Origin of the sequence: Streptomyces sp. NPDC007084 (genome assembly GCF_040703595.1) — a bacterium.
Taxonomy (GTDB): Bacteria; Actinomycetota; Actinomycetes; order Streptomycetales; family Streptomycetaceae; genus Streptomyces.
The window spans coordinates 1-17,356 of the sequence record NZ_JBEYFY010000062.1 but is presented as its reverse complement, the minus strand read 5'-3'; the positions used below and the strand labels follow the sequence as shown (position 1 = coordinate 17,356).

Below are 17,356 nucleotides of genomic sequence, written 5' to 3'. Positions count from 1 at the left end.
TGACGCGGCGACGGCCACGTCGAGAGGGGATTGCGAATGTCTGCGTCCGAGCTGGCCGAAGAGGAGGAGCGGCAGAGGAAGCGCGCCCCCTGGGGCGTGATAGCGCTTGTTCTGCTGACCGGTCTCGCGCTCATTCGGAATGGTTCCGGTGAGTTCGACGTGGGGCCCCCGCAGCCCGCCTCGGCTGCCGCGGCGGACACCCGCACCCCGGCGGCCTCCCTCGGCAAGGCGCCGGACCCGCTGCCGTACTCCGTGGTCGACCGGGTCCGGATCCCGGCCATCCAGGTCGACGCGCCGGTGATGCCGGTGGGCCTGGACGCCGACGGCTGGGTGGCCGCGCCGCCGCCCGAGGACCCGAACCTGGCCGGCTGGTTCACCGGCGCGGTCGCGCCCGGCGAGAAGGGCACCTCCGTGATCGTCGGCCATGTCGACAACATGCAGGGGCCGGCCGTGTTCTACGGACTCGGGGCGCTCAAGAAGGGAAACCGGGTCGAGGTCCTGCGCAAGGACGGAAAGACCGCGGTGTTCGAGATCTACGGCATCGAGGTGTTCTCGAAGGAGAACTTCCCCGGCGACCGCGTGTACAACAGCAAGGGCACGCCCGAACTCCGGGTCATCACATGCGGCGGCGGTTTCTCCAAGCAGCACGGATACGACGGGAACGTGGTCGTGTTCGCCAAGATGGTCGAAACACGCTGAGCGTTCCACGGCCCGGGTGAGCGAAAGCCGGCCGGCGGGAGAATTACCGTGTCCCCCCCGCCGGGTTATATTCTCCCGCCGCTTCCGGTTTCCTACGCGGCGGTCCTGCGCGGCAGCGTGAGGTGGTAGCCGGAGTCCAGCAGGTGCGGCAGGTATTCGCGGAGCGCCTGCACGCTCTGCGAGCGGTTGCCGCCCGCGTCGTGCGACAGGACGACGACGCCGGGGGCGGCCTCCTTCTCCACCGTGCCGACGATCGAGCGGACGCCCGGGGTCGCCCAGTCGTTGGTGTCGATCGTCCAGGCCAGCGGCTCCATGCCGAGGTCGGCCTGGATCTGGAAGGTCGCCCGGTTCCAGGCCCCGTAGGGCGCGCGGAACCAGGCCGGGGACTCGCCGTAGGCGTCCTTGATGACCTTGCTGGTGCGCTCCAGCTCGGAGCGGATCCGGGAGCGCGACAGCGAGGTGAGCAGCGGATGCGTCCAGGTGTGGTTGCCGACGATGTGACCGTCGTCGGCCATCTTGGCGAGCAGGTCCTTGTTGTCGTTGGCCATCTCCCCGCACACGAAGAAGGTGGCGCGCACGTCGTACTCGCGCAGGATGCGCAGGATGCTCGGGGTGTAGAGCGGGTCGGGGCCGTCGTCGAAGGTCAGCACCATGGTGCGGCCGCGCCCGGACATGCGCAGGAACGGCTCGTGGCGGACGACGGTCTTGCCGGGCGCGCTGAGCGGCGGGCCGTAGCCGGTGATCGGCTGGAGGCGGTACGCGGACGGTTTGACGGCGCGGGCGGCCTGCGGGCCGGAGCGGGGCGGGACCCGCACCGGTTGCGCGGCCGGGTCGGAGGTCAGGACCCGTGCTGTGCCCGCGGCGCCGGCCGCCCCCAGGACGACGGCGCCGGCGACCAGCGCCTTACGTCGGGTGATCAGCTCATCCTTTTTCATGACCAATCAGTCACCCGGCGGAGGGCCCGCCCGGCTGAGCAACACCGGTGAGGGCGCGCGAAAGCACCCGCCTGGACCATTCAGCGGCGGCGCACCAGCGGGAACGGCAGGGTCTCGCGGATGGTCAGCCCGGTCAGGAACATGACGAGGCGGTCGACGCCGATGCCGAGTCCGCCGGTGGGCGGCATGGCGTACTCCAGGGCGTCGAGGAAGTCCTCGTCGAGTTCCATCGCCTCGGGGTCTCCCCCGGCGGCCAGCAGGGACTGCGCGGTGAGCCGGCGTCGCTGTTCGACCGGGTCGGTCAACTCCGAGTAGGCGGTGCCCAGTTCCGTGCCGAAGGCGACGAGGTCCCAGCGTTCGGCGAGGCGCGGGTCGGTGCGGTGCTGCCGGGTGAGCGGGGAGACGTCCGTCGGGAAGTCCTTGTAGAAGGTGGGGAGCTGCGTCTTCTCCTCGACCAGGCGTTCGTACATCTCCAGGACGATGTCGCCGCGCCCGTCGTCGTCCCCGTACGGCACGCCCGCCCGGTCGCACAGCCGCCGGAGCGTCTCTGGCGGTGTGTCGGCGTCGATCCCGTCGCCGAGGGCCTCGGAGATCGCGCCGTAGACCGTCTTGACGGGCCACTCCCCGGAGATGTCGTACTCCGTGCCGCCCTTGCGGGCGATCGGCGCGCCGAAGGCGGCGGTCGCGGCGCCCTGGATCAGTTCGCGGGCCAGGTCGAGCATCACGTCGTAGTCGGCGAAGGCCTGGTAGGCCTCCAGCATCGTGAACTCGGGGTTGTGCTTGTAGGAGACGCCCTCGTTGCGGAAGGTGCGGCCCATCTCGAAGACCTTCTCCAGGCCACCGACGCAGAGCCGTTTGAGGTACAGCTCGGGTGCGATGCGCAGGTAGAGGTCCAGGTCGTAGGCGTTGATGTGGGTGGTGAACGGGCGGGCGTTGGCGCCGCCGTGGATCTGCTGGAGCATCGGGGTCTCGACCTCCAGGTAACCGCGTTCCAGCAGCCCCTGGCGCAGCGCCTGGACGGCCGTGGAGCGGGCCCGTACGACGTCGCGGGCGCCGGGGCTGGACACCAGGTCGAGATAGCGGCGGCGGACCTTGGCCTCCGGGTCGGTGAGGCCCTTGCGCTTGTCGGGCAGCGGGCGCAGGCACTTGGCGGTGAGCTGCCAGGAGGTGACGAAGACGGTCGGTTCGCCCCGGTCGCTGGCGCCGGCGAGGCCGTCGGCGGTGATGTGGTCGCCGATGTCGACGACCTGCCGGAAGCGGTCGAGGGCGGCGCCGGACTCCTCGCGCGTGAGGGCGAGCTGGAGGTCACCGGACCAGTCGCGCAGCACGGCGAAGAGGATGCCGCCGAAGTCGCGTACGAGCATGACGCGTCCGGCGACGGTGACGTCCTCGCCGCCGCGGACCTCGGCGAGCAGATGGGTGCGCGGCGGGATGCCGACCGGGTAGGGGTCGGTGCCCTCGGCGCGCAGCCGGTCGAGTTTGCCGTGCCGGACCCGGATCTGATCGGGCAGGGCGGTGGCGCGGTCCTCGGCCGGCGTCCCCTGGCCGGTGTCGAGGCCGGGCGCGGTCAGGGAGGGCAGCCCCGCCGCGGTGGCCGGTTCGGCGCCGTGCCGGGAGTGGCCCTTGCCCCACAGGGAGCGCAGCGAGGGGACGGAGACGAACCCCTCGGCGATGCCGGACGCCAGGCCGATCCGGGCGAGGGCGCCGGCCTCTCCGTAGCAGATGAAGCGCGGGTACCACTCGGGGTGGTACTTGGCGTTGGAGCGGTACAGCGCCTCCAGTTGCCACCACCGGGAGAAGAACAGCAGCAGCCGGCGCCAGAGCCGCAGCACGGGTCCGGCGCCGATGCGGGCGCCCTCCTCGAACACGGACCGGAACACCGCGAAGTTGAGGGAGATGCGGCGGACGCCGAACTTCCCGGCCGCGGCGCACACCTCGGCGACCATGAACTCCGTGACGCCGTTGGGGGCGCCACGGTCACGGCGCATCAGGTCGAGGGAGATGCCGTCGCGGCCCCAGGGCACGAAGGACAGCAGGGCGAGCAGCCTGCCGTCGGCGTCCATCGCCTCCGCGAGCAGGCAGTCGCCGTCCGCGGGGTCGCCGAGCCGGTCCAGGGCCATCGAGAAGCCGCGCTCGGTCTCGGTGTCGCGCCAGGCGTCGGCCCGGCCGACGACCTCCTCCATCTCGGCCTCGGTGAGGGTGGAGTGGCGGCGCACCCGGCAGGTGGCGCCGGAGCGTCTGACACGGTTGACGGCCTGTCGGGTGACGCGCATGTCCCGGCCGCCCAGGTCGAAGTCCGCGACGTACAGGATCGCCTCGTCACCGAGCTGGAGGGCGCCGAGTCCGGCGCGCGCGTACGCCTTGGCGCCGTCCTCGGAGGCGCCCATCACGGCCGGTGCCCAGGCGTAGCGGCGGGCCAGGGCGAGCCAGGCGTCGATCGCGTGCGGCCAGGCCTCGCGGTCGCCGACGGGGTCGCCGCTGGCGAGGCAGACGCCGGCCTCGACGCGGTAGGTGACGGCCGCCTTGCCGCTGGGCGAGAAGACGACGGCCTTGTCACGGCGGGTGGCGAAGTAGCCGAGCGAGTCGTCGGCGCCGTAGGCCTGGAGGAGGGCGCGGATACGGGCCTCCTCGTCACCGCGCAGGGCCGCGACCATGCGCTGGGAGCGGAAGAGGGTGGCGGCGGCGTTGAGCAGGGCGAGCGCGCCGAACAGGCCGAGCACGAAGAACAGCGGGCGCGGTGGCCGGCCGTCGAAGGACCGGCCGGAGACCAGCCCGCCGCAGACCCGGTTGGCCGCCCACAGGAGCCGCTGGCCGTGCGGCAGGGTGCCGGGGAAGAGTTCCACCAGTCCCCAGCCGGCCAGGATCGCCGCGGCGAGTCCGGCGAACAGCACGAGCAGCGCCCGCCGGACGGCTCCGCGCCGCGAGTCGGCGTAGAACTCGCGGCGGGCCACGATCAGCAGCGCGAGCAGAAGCCCGCAGACGACGAGCGAGGGGATGGACTCGGCGTACAGGCCGAGGGTGACGCCGAGGATGTCGGTGAGGACGAGCAGGCCGAGGTAGACCACCACCAGCCACCAGGCGATCTTCTTGCGGGCGGCCGTGGCGGCGGCGAGCAGGAAGAGGAAGACGGCGTAGGCGAGGTTGGCGCTGACCGGGATGATCAGCAGGTCGAGGAAGCGGGTCACCGGGCGCAGCACCCGGCGCAGCGGGGCGATGAAGGCCAGGACCGCGCAGAGCAGTCCGATGACGCCGAAGAAGGCCGCGAAGCCCTCGGGCACCTTGCCGAGGACGCTGTCCGGGGTCGGCCGGGCCGGAGCGGCGCGGTCCTTGGGCGGGCGGGCCTCCACGGTGGAACTCATGGTTCCGACTGTAGGAAGGGGTGCGCCGCCCCGCCCGTCGAGCGAATTTCCCGGGCTCCCCGCGACCGTGGGACCTGCGGGTTCCGCTAACCTCAGGGCCGTGACGGATGAGCAGCACGCACAGGGGTTCGAGCGCGGTACGGACGGTCCGAAGGTCATCGTCGTCGGGGTGGACGGCTCCGACTCCTCCCTGCGCGCGGCGGCGTACGCGGGGGGTCTGGCGCGGCGGCAGCGGGCGTTGCTCGCGGTGGTCTACGTCCAGCCGGTGATGGCGGCGGGCGCGGCGCTCGGGGTGCCGGTCGCGGAGACGACCGACGAGATCGCCGAGGATCTGATCCGGTACGTCCGCGACGCGGCCGAGCGGGTGAAGGACATATTCGACGTGCGCTGGGAGTTCCACACCTTCCGCGGCGATCCGTACAGCGGTCTGGTCACCGCCGCCGACGAGCTGAAGGCCGACGCGGTGGTGGTGGGCGCCTCCGAGCAGGCCGGTCACCGGATCGTGGGGTCGGTGGCGATCCGCCTGGTGAAGGCGGGCCGCTGGCCGGTCACGGTCGTGCCGTAGCCGTAGCCGTAGCCGTAGGGGTAGGGGTAGCCGCAGGGGTAGGGGTAGCCGGGCGCGCGGGCATCGCGCGCCGCGGGACGTGCCGCCGCGCCGTCGGGTACCAGCCCGGGCCCTCCCCTACTTCCCCATCACCAGCCCGTCCTTGGCCGCGCCCCGGCTGAGGACGACGTCGCGGATCCGGTCGCGGACGGCGCCGACCGCGGCCCCCTGGTCCAGGGCGGCGTTCAGGTCGAGGACGCGGCCGGCGTCGAGGTCGAAGCCCTGCGGGATGAACTCGGCCTTGGTGACCTGCCAGCGCTCGCCCGGCCGCGCGGGCGGCGCGAAGGTGAAGCGTCCGATGGTGCTCTGGTTGCCCCGCGGGTCCTGCGCGCCCTCGGCGTTGTACATCTCGCCCGCGATCTGGTCGCCCATCCCGTAGACGACCCAGGTGCCGTTGACCTTCTCGTACGCCTGCGGGACGTGCGCGTGGGTGCCGAGGATCAGGTCGATGTCGGGGCGCCCGGCGGTGGCGGAGGCGGTCAGCCGCCGGCTCAGCTCGAGTTGCCGCTCGTCGGGCTCGTCCTGCCATTCGGTGCCCCAGTGCACGGAGACGACGACCACGTCCGCGCCGGCCTTCCGGGCGGCGCGGGCGTCCGCGACGATCCGGTCCGGGTCGATCGTCCGCACCGCCCAGGGCTGCCCCTGAGGCAGCGGGATGCCGTTCGTGTCGTAGGTGTAGGCGAGGTGGGCGACCCGGGCGCCGCCCGCCCGCAGCATCGTGGCACCACCCGCCTCCCGCTCCGTGCGTGCCGTGCCCGCGTGCCGCACGCCCGCGCGGTCCAGCGCGTCCAGGGTGCGCCGGATGCCCTCGGCGCCGTCGTCGAGGCTGTGGTTGGAGGCGGTGGAGCAGGCGTCGTAGCCCGTGGCGGCAAGGCCCGCGGCCACCTCGGGCGGGGACTTGAAGGTGGGGTAGCCGGTGTAGTCGCCGTCGGCGCCGTACACGGTCTCCATGTGACAGATCGCCAGGTCGGCGCCGGAGACGATCGGCCGGACGCCCGCGAGCATGGGCCGGAAGTCGTATCCGCGGCCGTCGGCGTCGAAGTTCGCGCGTTCGATGATCGAGCTGTGCGGCAGCACGTCGCCCGAGGCGACCAGGGTGAAGGGGCGGCCGGTGGCGCCGGGAGCGGGCTGTCCTTCCCGGCGGTGTCCTGCCGACTGCTGGGCCTGGCAGGCCGCCGCCGTGGCGATGAGGACGGCCGCGATGGCCAGATTGATCTGTCGCGCGCGTGTGATCATGCCCGGCCCCATCCGGTCGTATTTCATTACTAATTGAGGCGATTTCAGGTATACGGACGCCCGGCGGTCAAGGAGGCTCCACCACGGCTCGCCCGTTCGGGGCCCGCGCGCCCGCCCGTTGGGGGTAGGCGGCGCCGAACGGACGGCCCGGCCGCCGGAATCCGGGCCTCCAGCTCGGCGGACCGTTCGGCGCACCGTTCACCGACGGCTTCGACCGCCCACCGCACGGGCTTGTCGGCGGCCTGTCCGCGCGGAGCGCATCGCGCTGGCATACACGCCATGACGGCCGGAACCACCACCATCACGAGCGGGACGACCGCCGAGCACGAGCTGGCCGCGCTGCAGCGCGAGCACGGCCGCCCCCTCTTCGCCCTGCTGCTGCGCCTGTCCGACGGCGACCGGCAGCGCGCCGAGGACCTGTTGCAGGAGACCCTGGTGCGGGCCTGGCAGCACCCCGAGGCGCTGCGCGCCGACGCCTTCGAGTCCGTACGCCCCTGGCTGCTCACCGTGGGACGGCGCCTCGCCATCGACGCGCGCCGGGCCCGCCAGGCCAGGCCGCCCGAGGTCGGGGACGCCGTCCTCGACAGTGCGCGTATCTGCGCCGATCACGCCGAACGGTCGGCGGCGACGCTCGATGTGCGGGAGGCTGTGAAGACACTCACTCCCGAACACCGTGAAGTCCTGGTGCTGGTGTACTTCCAGGGGGCGAGTGTGGCGGAGGCCGCGGCGGCACTGGGCATTCCGCCCGGTACCGTGAAGTCCCGCGCGTACTACGCGCTGCGCGCCCTGCGCCGGGTTCTTCCGGGATACGCGGCCGACCTGCGGTGAAACCGAAGGCCGAGTCAAACCTCCGTAAAGCGCCTTGCTGAGGACCATGGTTGGGCACTCAGCTTGCCTCATCCGTGTTCCGGACCGGGGACCCGGGGTCGGGCGACGCGCACGCACCGGAGGAAGGCAGGAAGGGATGCTGCACAGAGGGCAAGAGAGCACGGACGGCACCGGCGGCGGCGAACTCACCGTCCCCATGGCCTGGTTGTACGCCGAGTACATCGCCGACGAACTGCTGCGGACCGGCGATCTGATGCCGCCGACGTCCTTCGAGTTCCGCGCCGGGCGCGACGCCCTCGCGCTGACGATCTTCCTGTCCGACAGCGGCGGCGAACTCTCCGGAATCCGGGTCATCACCCAGCTGGAGACCTGGCTCTCCCTGACCGCCTACGACCAGCCCTGGCAGGAGTGGGTGCGCGAGCGGCTGGCCCTGCGGGCGGCCGAGGCGGCGGGGTCGGCCGCACCCGACCCGGACCTGGAGCTGGCGGCGACGGCCTGGCGCTGGCTGGAGGAGACCGAGCTGCTCGCCCCGGACCTGGACGCGGTGCCCGGCGGGGGTCCCGTACCGGGCGAGGACGACGGCCCGAAGGTGTGGACGCCCGCCTGGCGGCTGGGACTTCCGCTGGGACACCTCGCCATCCACCTCTTCTGACACCGTTCCCCCGGCGCCGTTCCCCCGAAGCGGTTCCCCCGGCGCCGGCGCCCCGACGCGTCCGCCTGAGACGTCCTCTGCGGGACGGGCCCCGGAGCCGGCCTCTCCTCTCGGGCCTCTCGGGCCTCTCGGGCCTCTCGGGCCTCTCGGGCCTCTCGGGCCGCCTGCTCGGCCGCGGCGGAAATTTCCTCGGACCCGCACCAATCCGCGGGCTCCGGCGCTCCGAATGTCTGCGCCGCGATTCCCGGACGGGGCTTGAATGATTCGGCGGTCTGGTGCGTACCTGTGGGCAACAGCAGCACCACTCACAGTCCGCACCATCGCCACGAGGATTCGGTATTCGGTATGAGGTCCCTGGAACGGCATGGCGACGTCGGCGCCTACGCACTCGGCGTGCTCGACGAGGCGGAAGCCTTCCGCTTCGAGGACCACCTCATGGAGTGCCCTCGCTGCACGGCGCACGTGAGCGAATTCCGCCCCGCCACCCGGCAGTTGATGCTGTACCGTCGCTCGACCCCGCGCACGGTCCATCCGTTCGCCGCACCCGGGCCGCGGCTGCTCGACCGGCTGCTCGGCGAGGTCGCCGCCCGCAACCGGGCCGGCCGCAGGCGACTGCTGTACGTCGTGGCGGCCTCCGTGGTGTTCGCGGCGGGCGGCCCCGCGATCGCCGTCGTCACCGCGCACGACGCCTCGCCGAACCAGGTCATCGCGGCGGACACCCCGGGGAACCGGGTGGCCGCCACCGACGCGGACACCAAGGTCTGGGCGCAGGTGAGCACCACGGACCGGATCTGGGGCACCGACGTCGACGTCCGGGTCAAGGACCCCGGGGGCCCGCGCTCCTGCCAGCTCGTCGCCGTCGGCAAGGACGGCACGGAGGAGACCGTGACGAGCTGGATGGTCCCGCCGCACCACGGCGAGGCCACCCGGATACGGGGCGGCGCCGCCCTGCCGTCCGCCGACATCGAGCGGTTCGAGGTGCGCACGGCGGACGGCGAGCACTTGGTGACGCTGGCGGGCCACTGACGCCGGCCGCCCGACCGGTCCCGCCCTTGCGCCGCCGCGCCCGCCTCGCTCCCTCGGCAGCCGTGCCAGGTGCCTCCCCCGCAGCCGCGGCGGTCACCTTCTTGAGCGGACGCGGCGGTCGCCTACTTGAGCAGCCGTGACATCCGTCGGTCCGCCAGCGGCTTGCCGCCGGTCTGGCAGGTCGGGCAGTACTGGAGGGCGGAGTCGCTGAAGGAGACCTCGCGGATGGTGTCGCCGCACACCGGGCAGGCCTCCCCCGCTCTTCCGTGCACGCGCAGACCGCTCTTCTTCTCGGCCTTCAGACGCCCCGCGGCGAGACCGTGCGAGCGCTCCACCGCCTCGGCGAGCGTGACCCGCAGCGCCTCGTACAGACGGCTGGTCTCCTCGGGGGTCAGGGAGGAGGCCAGTTTGAAGGGCGACATCTTCGCGGCGTGCAGGATCTCGTCGCTGTACGCGTTGCCCACCCCGGCGATCAGGCTCTGGTCGCGCAGCGCGCCCTTGAGCTGACGCCGCTCCCCCTGGAGCAGCCCCGCGAAGCGCTCCTCGTCGAAGTCGGCGGCGAGCGGGTCGGGGCCGAGCCGGGCGACGCCGGGGATCTGCTCCGGGTCCGTGACGACGTACACCGCGAGGCGCTTCTGCGTGCCCGCCTCGGTCAGGTCGAAGCCCTCGCCGGTCTCCAGCGCGACCCGCAGCGCGAGCGGGCCCTTGCCGGGCCGGGGCGGGCCGTCCGGCAGGGTGTCCCGCCAGTGCAGCCAGCCCGCGCGGGCCAGGTGGGTGACGAGGTGCAGCCCGTCCGCGTCGATGTCGAGGAACTTGCCGAACCGGCCGATGCCGGTGACCCGGCGTCCCTCCAGCGCCGAGACGGGCGGGTCGTAGGTCTTCAGGACGCTGATGGCGACGGGCAGGACGCGCACGATCTCGCGGCCGACGAGACGGTCGGCCAGGAACTCTTTGAGCGCGTCGACCTCGGGCAGTTCGGGCATACGTCCAGGGTGCCATCCGCCACCGACAGCGGCACCGGCCGCCGCAAGCGCGGGCGAGCCCACTCGGCACCGTACCCAGACCCGGCCCCGTACCCAGACCCAGCGCCGGCCCCGTACCCAGACGCAGCGCCGGCCCCGTGCCCGAATGGCAGGCGTCCGGCTCGCGCCCCTTGCCGGCGCAGGACGGCGTCCGGACAGCGGTCGGGAGGCGGAGGACGGCCGGTTCGGTCCCCGTTCCGGACAGCGGGCAGGCGCAGCGGACGGGGACAGCGGACAGCGGACAGCAGCCGTAGCAGTGGCCGCGGTCCCGTTCCCGGACAAGGGGCAGCAGAGAGCAGCCGTACGCCTCAGTCCCGTTCGCGTTCCCGTTCCCGTTCCCGGACCACGAACTCGCACCACACGGCCTTCCCCCCGCCCCGGGCCTCCACGCCCCAGACGTCGGTGAGCCGGTCGACGAGGAGCAGACCGCGGCCCGAGACGCCCGACTCGCCGGCCTCGCGGCGGCGCGGCAGGGCGCTGGAGGAGTCCTCGACCTCCACCCGCAGCCGGCGGTCGGAGCCGGTGAGGACCCGCAGGGTGACCACGGCCGAGCCCTCGGTGTGCATGAGGGCGTTGGTGATCAGTTCGTCGGCGACCAGCTCGATCTCGTCGGCCCGTTCGCCGGCGCCCCAGGCGCGGACCGCGGCCCGGATCATGTGCCGGGCCTCGATGAGCGCCTCGGGGTCGCCGGGCGCCACATGCTGCTGGAGCCGTCCGCCGGAGCGCTGGTCGCTGAGGCCGCGGCGGCGCAGGAGCAGCAGGGCCACGTCGTCGTCACCGCCGCGTTCCTCGGCCATGTCGATGAGCCGGTCGGCGAGGTCGTCCACGTCGGCCGGGCCCACGCGGATCACCTCCCGGAGGGTGTGCATGCCGTCGTCCAGATCGGCCCCCGGCACCTCGACCAGTCCGTCGGTGCACAGCAGCAGGGTCTGGCCGGGGTCGAGTTCGATGGTGGCGACCGGGTATTCGAGGCGCCCGAATTCGGCGGACAGGCCGAGCGGCAGCCCGCCCTCCACGGGCAGCCGCCGGCAGGTTCCGTCGGTGTGCCGGACCAGCGGGTCGATATGGCCGGCCCGTACGAGCTGGGCGACCCCGGTGGACAGGTCGATCTCGGCGTACAGGCAGGTCGCGAAGCGGTCGGTGTCGAGCTCGTCCAGGAAGACCGAGGCGCGGGCCATCACGGTGGCCGGGGTGTGGCCCTCGGCCGCGTAGGCGCGCAGCACGATACGGAGCTGGCCCATGACGGCGGCGGCGTGCGTGTCGTGACCCTGGACGTCGCCGATGACGGCGCCGACCCGGCCGCCGGGCAGCGGGATGAGGTCGTACCAGTCGCCGCCGATGTCCCGGCCGAGCGAGGCGGAGCGGTAGCGGACGGCGATGTCGGCGCCGGGCACGCTGGGGATGGAGCGGGGCAGCATGGCCTGCTGGAGCCCCTGGGCGAGGTCCTTCTCCTGCTCGAAGAACATGGCCCGCTGGAGGCTCTGGGCGATGCTGCTGCCGAGGGCGACGAGGACGTTGCGCTCCTCCTCGGAGAAGCCGCGCCGGTCGTTGTAGAGCAGGCCGATCGCGCCGATGGGGCGGCCCTGCACGATGAGCGGCAGATAGGCGGCCGAGGTGATGTTCAGGCCGGTGATGTTCGGCCACAGCAGGGGGTACGACTCGGCGAACTCCTCGGGCGACTCGATGAAGTGCGGCGCGAGGGTCCGTACGACCTCGTTCATCGGGTACTGCGCGTCCAGCCGGGTGACGCGGGTGCCGGGGACGTAGCTGTCCACCGGGCCCGTGGCGACCAGGCGGATGCGGCCCGCCTCCACGAGGCCCATGACCAGGCTGGTCGCCCCGAGGTGGGTGAGGCCGTGGGTGTCCTCCAGGACATCGATGACGTCCTGGACGGTGACGGCGTGCGCCAGCGCCGCCGTGGTGAGCTGGACGACGTTGGTCTGGTGGCGGCGCGCCTCGTCCTGGGCCGCCTGCTCGCGGCGCGCCGCGGCCTCGCGCAGCTCCGCGGTCGCGTCCCGGACGATCCCGACGATCCGGCGCGGCCTGCCGTTGTCGTCGCGGCGGATGTAGCCCTGGGTGTGGGTCCAGCGCAGGGTGCCGTCGCGGCGGCGGATGCGGAAGTAGGCGCCGTAGTTCTCACTGCCGTCCTTGAGCGCCTGGGACACCATCGTGTCGAGGCGCATCGACTCGGCCTGCGGGACGCGGACGCCGAGCGCGGCGGGGTCCCCGTCGTATTCGTCCGGGCGCAGGTCGAAGACCTCGTGGGCCTGGGCGTCCATCTGCATGAGTCCGGTGTCCAGGTCCCAGTCGAAGCTGCCCATGCGGTTGAGCGCCAGGATCGGGTCCGGGTGGGCCGGCCAGTCGTCCGGGAGTGACAGGGCGCTCGCTCCCCGATCAACCATGCGCCCACCTTGCCAGCATTTGCCCGATTATTCGAGTCCTGGGCGGCCACCTCCCCGGTTCCCGGGAAGCCCCGGCTTCCGGGCTTCTCCGGGCCGCGCGTGCGCTCATCCCGCGAACACTCCGGCCGAGACGTCGAGGACGCTCTCGCCGGGGTCCGGCTGGACGGGCACCAGTCCGCCGTCGCCGGGCAGGTCGGGCACGTCGGGCAGGTCGGGCAGGTCCGGGGTGGTGTCCTCGGTGGGCGTGCCGGGGCCGGTGGAGGGCTCCGCGGGCTCCGAGGGGTCAGAGGGCTCTCGGGTGGCCGTGGGACAGCCGGCCGGGTCGTCACGGCGGGCGGCGCGGTCACTGCCGGACGAAGGAGCGCTGCCGGAGAGAGGAGCGCCGCGGGACGGGCGGTCGCTGGAGGACCGACGGTCGTGGCGGGAGACGTCCATGACGGAGTCTTCGGGCGGGGTGGCGGCCGGGCCGGTGCCGGAGCCGGCGGACTCCTCCGGCGTTGCCTCCCCGGTTTCCGGGGGCCCGGTCGGCGTCGGGGACGGGCTGCCGCAGTCCTCGGCGGAGCCGTCGGGGGCCGGGGTCGCCTCGTCCTCCTCGCGCGGCGCGGAGCCGGTGGCGGTACCGCCGGCCGAGTCGCGTGGCGCCGGAGAGGAGTCGTGCGGGCCGGGCGAGGAGGCGTGCGGGCCGGGCGAGGAGGCGTGGGCGCTCGGGGAGGTATCCGGGTGGCTCGGTGAGGTGTCCCGGCGGCTCGGAGAGGTGTCCGGGTGGCTCGGGGAGGTGTCCGGGTGGTCGGTCGGGGTCGCCTCGCCGGGCCGGTGTACGGGGCGGTCGTGGCGGGGGCCGTCCTGGCCCACCGGCCGCCCGATCCAGGTGCCCGCCGTGACGTCGAGGATCGTCAGGTCGGTGATCACGACGGGCGCCGGGGTCACCACGACGACCCGGGCGGGCCGGTAGCCGCTCCAGGGCCGGCCACGGGTGGCCGGGTCGGCGTCCGTCCCGGTGGGCCGGCCGAGCGGGTTGCCGCAGGCGCAGCGCACCCGGGGCACTCCCCGGTCGTCCACGAGGACGGCCGTACCGGCCTGGAGGACGGAGGGGAACGAGGTCGCCTGCCCGTCGCGGAAGCCGTGGTTGGTGACACGGGTGTCGGCACGCAGCAGGACGGAGGTCAGTTCGCGCAGGTAGTCGGGGACGGACCCCGGGTCGATGCCCGAGGACTGGGCGAAGGCGCGGGTCCTGGCCGGGTCGGCGGCGAGGGCCCTGACCTGTCGTTCGACGTCGCAGCTCCCGGTGTTCCGGGTGCCGCCGTAGAGGCCGGGCGTGGCGCCGGAGTAGGCGCGCGGGCCCTCGTCGCCGCTGTCCTTCGGTTGCGGCGTTCGGGTGACGGACGGCGGGGTGCCGGTGGAGGTGACGGTGGACGCCGTGAAGGGGTCCGGACCGTGCTCCGAGACCGGCTGGAGCAGGACCTCGGCGTCGTCCGGTCCGTTCGTCGGCGTGTCCCGGTCGTGGCCGCCGCCGCACGCGGCGAGGAGCAGAACCGCCGCGAGGGCGCCGCCGGTGACGAGGGGCCTGGTGGGTATGCGCACCACGTTCTCCCGTTCCTCGCGGGCCAGTCGTGGATCATTCTCTGCGTCACCCTGTTGGCGCACGCAAGCGGAATCCGGTCACCCAGCGTCACAATGGAGGGGAGAGGAGCGCTCGCCGTGGAGTGGTTCGTCGCACCCGGGTACGAGGTCGCCCGGCTGGTCTTCCAGCGGGGGCTCGCCGTCCTGTACCTCGTCGCGTTCCTCGGCGCCGCCGTGCAGTTCCGGGCCCTGATCGGGGAGCGCGGGATGCTTCCGGTGCCGCGTTTCGTGCGGCGGGTGGGGTTCCGGGACGCGCCGAGCGTGTTCCATCTGCGGTACTCCGACCGCTTCTTCGCGGCCTGGTCGTGGACGGGCTGCGCGGTGTCGGTGGCGCTGATCGCGGGGGCCGACGGGTTTCTGCCGCTCTGGGGCGCGATGCTGCTGTGGCTCGTCCCGTGGGCGATGTACCTGTCGATCGTCAACGTGGGCCAGACCTGGTACGCGTTCGGCTGGGAGTCGCTTCTCCTGGAGGCCGGGTTCCTCGCCGTCTTCCTCGGCAACGACGAGGTGGCTCCGCCGGTCGTCGTGCTGTTCCTGCTGCGCTGGCTGCTGTTCCGGGTCGAGTTCGGGGCGGGGCTGATCAAGATGCGCGGCGATCCCTGCTGGCGTGACCTGACCTGTCTCGACCACCACCACGAGACGCAGCCGATGCCGGGCCCGCTGAGCTGGTTCTTCCACCATCTGCCGAAGCCGCTGCACAGGGTCGAGGTGGCCGCCAACCACGTCACCCAACTCGTGGTGCCCTTCCTGCTGTTCACCCCGCAGCCGGTGGCGTCCGGCGCGGCCTGCCTGATGATCCTGACCCAGCTCTGGCTGGTCCTGTCGGGCAACTTCTCCTGGCTGAACTGGGCGACGATCGTGGTGGCCGTGAGCGCGGTCCGGCTGCCGGGCGGCACGCCGGACGCCGCCGCGCCGCCGCTCTGGTACGAGGTGGTCGTCCTCGCGGTGGGCGCGGGGCTGCTGGCGCTCGGTGTCCGTCCAGTGCGCAACATGCTCTCGCGGCGGCAGGTCATGAACCGCTCCTTCGACCCGCTCCGGCTCGTCAACACCTACGGGGCGTTCGGCAGCGTGAGCCGGGTGCGGCACGAGGTGGTGATCGAGGGCACCGCGGACGAGGTGCCGCGCGAGGACGGCGGCTGGCGGGAGTACGAGTTCCGGGGCAAGCCCGGTGATCCCCGGCACTGGCCGCGCCAGTTCGCGCCGTACCATCTGCGCCTGGACTGGCTGATGTGGTTCGCCGCCCTCTCCCCCGGCTACGCCGACGCCTGGTTCGCCGGCCTGGTGGAACGGCTCCTGGTGAACGACCGGGACACGCTGCGGCTGCTGCGCCGCTCACCGTTCCCCGCCGACGCCCCGCCCCGCTTCGTCCGCGCCCGCCTGTTCCGCTACCGGTACACGACCAGGCAGGAGCTGCGCGCTACGGGCGCCTGCTGGCACCGGACGTATGTGCGCGACTTCCTGCCGCCGACCCGGCTGGAGGACGGCGCCACTGGGCGGCGGGTGCGCTGAACCGGCCCGGCGGACGTGGTGTGCGGGGGGCGCGGGGTGTCCCTCACGACGGTTCCGTTACGGGGAGGGGGCATCGTCCGGCAGCAGTCGCCCGGCGCGCAGTTCCCGCCAGAAGGCGTCCGGTACCGGCGCGGCGAACTGCCGTGCGCAGTCCCGGACTTCGTCGGCCGAGCGGGCGCCGACCAGGACGCTCGCCACGGCGGGGTGCGCGGCGGGGAAGGCGAGGGCGGCGGCGCGCAGCGTGGTGCCGTGCCGTTCCGCGATCTCCTTCAGCCGGAGCGCCCGGTCCAGCAGCTCAGGCGGTGCGGGAGCGTAGTTGTAGGTCGATCCGGGGTGCGGGGCGGCCAGCAGGCCGGAGTTGAAGGCGCCGCCGATGACGACGGAGGTGCCGCGCTCCCGGGCGGCGGGCAGCAGGTCGGTGAGGGCGCTCTGGTCGAGGAGGGTGTAGCGGCCGGCGCACAGCACCACGTCGACGTCGGTGTCCCGGACGAACCGGGTGAGCATCGCGGTCTGGTTCATGCCGGCGCCGATCGCGCCGACGGCGCCCTGCGAGCGCAGCTCCTCCAGGGCCGGGTAGCTCTCGCGGAAGGCCTGCTCGGCGTGGTCGTCGGGGTCGTGCACATAGACGACGTCCACCCGGTCGAGACCGAGCCGTTCGAGGCTCGCGTCCAGGCCCCGGCGCACCCCGTCGGCGCTGAAGTCCCAGACGCGGCGGTGGGTCGCGGGCACCGCGAAGCCGTGCGCGAGGTCGTCGCCGCCCGTGTCGGCCGGCTCCAGCAGGCGGCCCACCTTGGTCGAGAGGGTGTACTCGGCGCGGGGCCGGTCGCGCAGCGCCTCGCCGAGCCGCCGTTCGGAGAGACCGAGGCCGTAGTGCGGCGCGGTGTCGAAGGTGCGGATGCCGCAGGCCCAGGCGGCGTCCACGGCCGCGCGGGCCTGCTCGTCGGTCACCTCGGTGTACAGGTTGCCGATGGCGGCGGCGCCGAAGGAGAGCGGGCCGACGGGGACACCGCTCGCACCGAGCGTGTTCCCCGGCCCGCCGGTTACGGTCCCGGTTCCGGCCCCGGTTCCGCCTCGTACGTCGTGATGGTCCGTCATAGCCCTTTCCCTTCAGGGTCGTCGCCGCCGCGCCGATCCGGGTGCCGGCGGTACGGAAGGTGCTACCCACGCCTGAAGCACGGGTGGTCCCCGGTGGCCCCGGCACCCCGCTGCCCCCGGCGTCCATGCGGGCCGGCGGGGCGGGGAGCCGCCCGCCGGGGCCGGCCCTGCGCGGGCCGGGTCCTGCACAGGCCGGCCCCGTTGAGGGCCGAACCAGCGCGACCTGCCCCCAAGGACCTGGCCCGCGTCAAGCCCCCCCCGTTATCTTCTTCGTGGTCCTGCAAGAGGGCCGCTGGCCTCCGGGCCCGGTATGACTGTTGCCCCCTGTCGAACAGATGACCTGGGGGGTGGTGTCACCGGGCCCGAGGG

13 protein-coding genes are annotated in these 17,356 nt (G+C 73.2%); 6 read left to right on the top strand and 7 right to left on the bottom strand.

Annotation, left to right across the window (positions count from 1 at the left end):
• The first annotated feature begins 36 nt into the window (after positions 1 to 36).
• Entirely contained in the window at positions 37 to 699 is a 663-nt protein-coding gene (locus AB0912_RS30820) for a class F sortase (RefSeq protein ID WP_366705644.1), read from the top strand.
• A gap of 92 nt (positions 700 to 791) precedes the next feature.
• Here AB0912_RS30820 and AB0912_RS30815 read toward each other — a convergent pair whose 3' ends face one another.
• Together AB0912_RS30815 and lysX are read right to left on the bottom strand one after the other, a co-directional pair.
• Positions 792 to 1,634: a polysaccharide deacetylase family protein gene (locus tag AB0912_RS30815; protein WP_366705642.1), complete on the bottom strand. Its 843-nt coding sequence runs from the start codon at positions 1,632 to 1,634 to the stop codon at positions 792 to 794.
• Positions 1,635 to 1,714: 80 nt separating this feature from the next.
• On the bottom strand, positions 1,715 to 4,993 hold the full coding sequence (gene lysX / locus AB0912_RS30810; protein WP_366705640.1) for a bifunctional lysylphosphatidylglycerol synthetase/lysine--tRNA ligase LysX: 3,279 nt from the start codon (positions 4,991 to 4,993) through the stop codon (positions 1,715 to 1,717).
• 100 nt (positions 4,994 to 5,093) lie between these two features.
• Between lysX and AB0912_RS30805 the strand changes: the two genes are divergently transcribed.
• Positions 5,094 to 5,558 (top strand): universal stress protein, encoded by a 465-nt coding sequence (locus AB0912_RS30805; RefSeq protein WP_366705637.1) that lies wholly within the window; start codon positions 5,094 to 5,096, stop codon positions 5,556 to 5,558.
• Between the two features lie 117 nt (positions 5,559 to 5,675).
• On the opposite strand, the gene AB0912_RS30800 is transcribed toward AB0912_RS30805, so the two are convergent.
• Positions 5,676 to 6,833, bottom strand: a complete 1,158-nt coding sequence (locus tag AB0912_RS30800; RefSeq protein WP_366705635.1) for a CapA family protein — start codon at positions 6,831 to 6,833, stop codon at positions 5,676 to 5,678.
• A 279-nt stretch (positions 6,834 to 7,112) separates the two neighbouring features.
• On the opposite strand from AB0912_RS30800, the gene AB0912_RS30795 reads away from it, so the two are divergent.
• The 3 genes from AB0912_RS30795 (at position 7,113) to AB0912_RS30785 (ending at position 9,339) form a co-directional block, all read left to right on the top strand.
• Entirely contained in the window at positions 7,113 to 7,661 is a 549-nt protein-coding gene (locus tag AB0912_RS30795) for a sigma-70 family RNA polymerase sigma factor (RefSeq protein WP_366705633.1), read from the top strand.
• Between the two features lie 136 nt (positions 7,662 to 7,797).
• Positions 7,798 to 8,313: a hypothetical protein gene (locus AB0912_RS30790; RefSeq protein WP_366705631.1), complete on the top strand. Its 516-nt coding sequence runs from the start codon at positions 7,798 to 7,800 to the stop codon at positions 8,311 to 8,313.
• Between the two features lie 345 nt (positions 8,314 to 8,658).
• Positions 8,659 to 9,339, top strand: a complete 681-nt coding sequence (locus AB0912_RS30785) for a zf-HC2 domain-containing protein (protein ID WP_366705629.1) — start codon at positions 8,659 to 8,661, stop codon at positions 9,337 to 9,339.
• Between the two features lie 122 nt (positions 9,340 to 9,461).
• Here the strand turns inward: AB0912_RS30785 and AB0912_RS30780 are convergent, their stop codons facing one another.
• The 3 genes from AB0912_RS30780 to AB0912_RS30770 all read right to left on the bottom strand — a co-directional run bounded on the left by AB0912_RS30780 (position 9,462) and on the right by AB0912_RS30770 (position 14,347).
• Positions 9,462 to 10,322: a DNA-formamidopyrimidine glycosylase family protein gene (locus tag AB0912_RS30780; protein WP_366705627.1), complete on the bottom strand. Its 861-nt coding sequence runs from the start codon at positions 10,320 to 10,322 to the stop codon at positions 9,462 to 9,464.
• Between the two features lie 347 nt (positions 10,323 to 10,669).
• The gene (locus tag AB0912_RS30775; RefSeq protein WP_366705625.1) at positions 10,670 to 12,763 is read right to left on the bottom strand and encodes a SpoIIE family protein phosphatase; all 2,094 of its coding nucleotides are present in this window, start codon (positions 12,761 to 12,763) and stop codon (positions 10,670 to 10,672) included.
• Between the two features lie 105 nt (positions 12,764 to 12,868).
• Positions 12,869 to 14,347 carry a DUF6777 domain-containing protein gene (locus AB0912_RS30770; RefSeq protein ID WP_366705623.1) on the bottom strand — a complete coding sequence of 493 codons (1,479 nt, stop codon included), beginning with the start codon at positions 14,345 to 14,347 and terminating at the stop codon, positions 12,869 to 12,871.
• 114 nt (positions 14,348 to 14,461) lie between these two features.
• Between AB0912_RS30770 and AB0912_RS30765 the strand changes: the two genes are divergently transcribed.
• Entirely contained in the window at positions 14,462 to 15,892 is a 1,431-nt protein-coding gene (locus AB0912_RS30765) for a lipase maturation factor family protein (RefSeq protein ID WP_366705621.1), read from the top strand.
• A gap of 57 nt (positions 15,893 to 15,949) precedes the next feature.
• Here AB0912_RS30765 and AB0912_RS30760 read toward each other — a convergent pair whose 3' ends face one another.
• Positions 15,950 to 16,987 (bottom strand): aldo/keto reductase, encoded by a 1,038-nt coding sequence (locus AB0912_RS30760; RefSeq protein WP_366705619.1) that lies wholly within the window; start codon positions 16,985 to 16,987, stop codon positions 15,950 to 15,952.
• Positions 16,988 to 17,356: the final 369 nt, after the last annotated feature.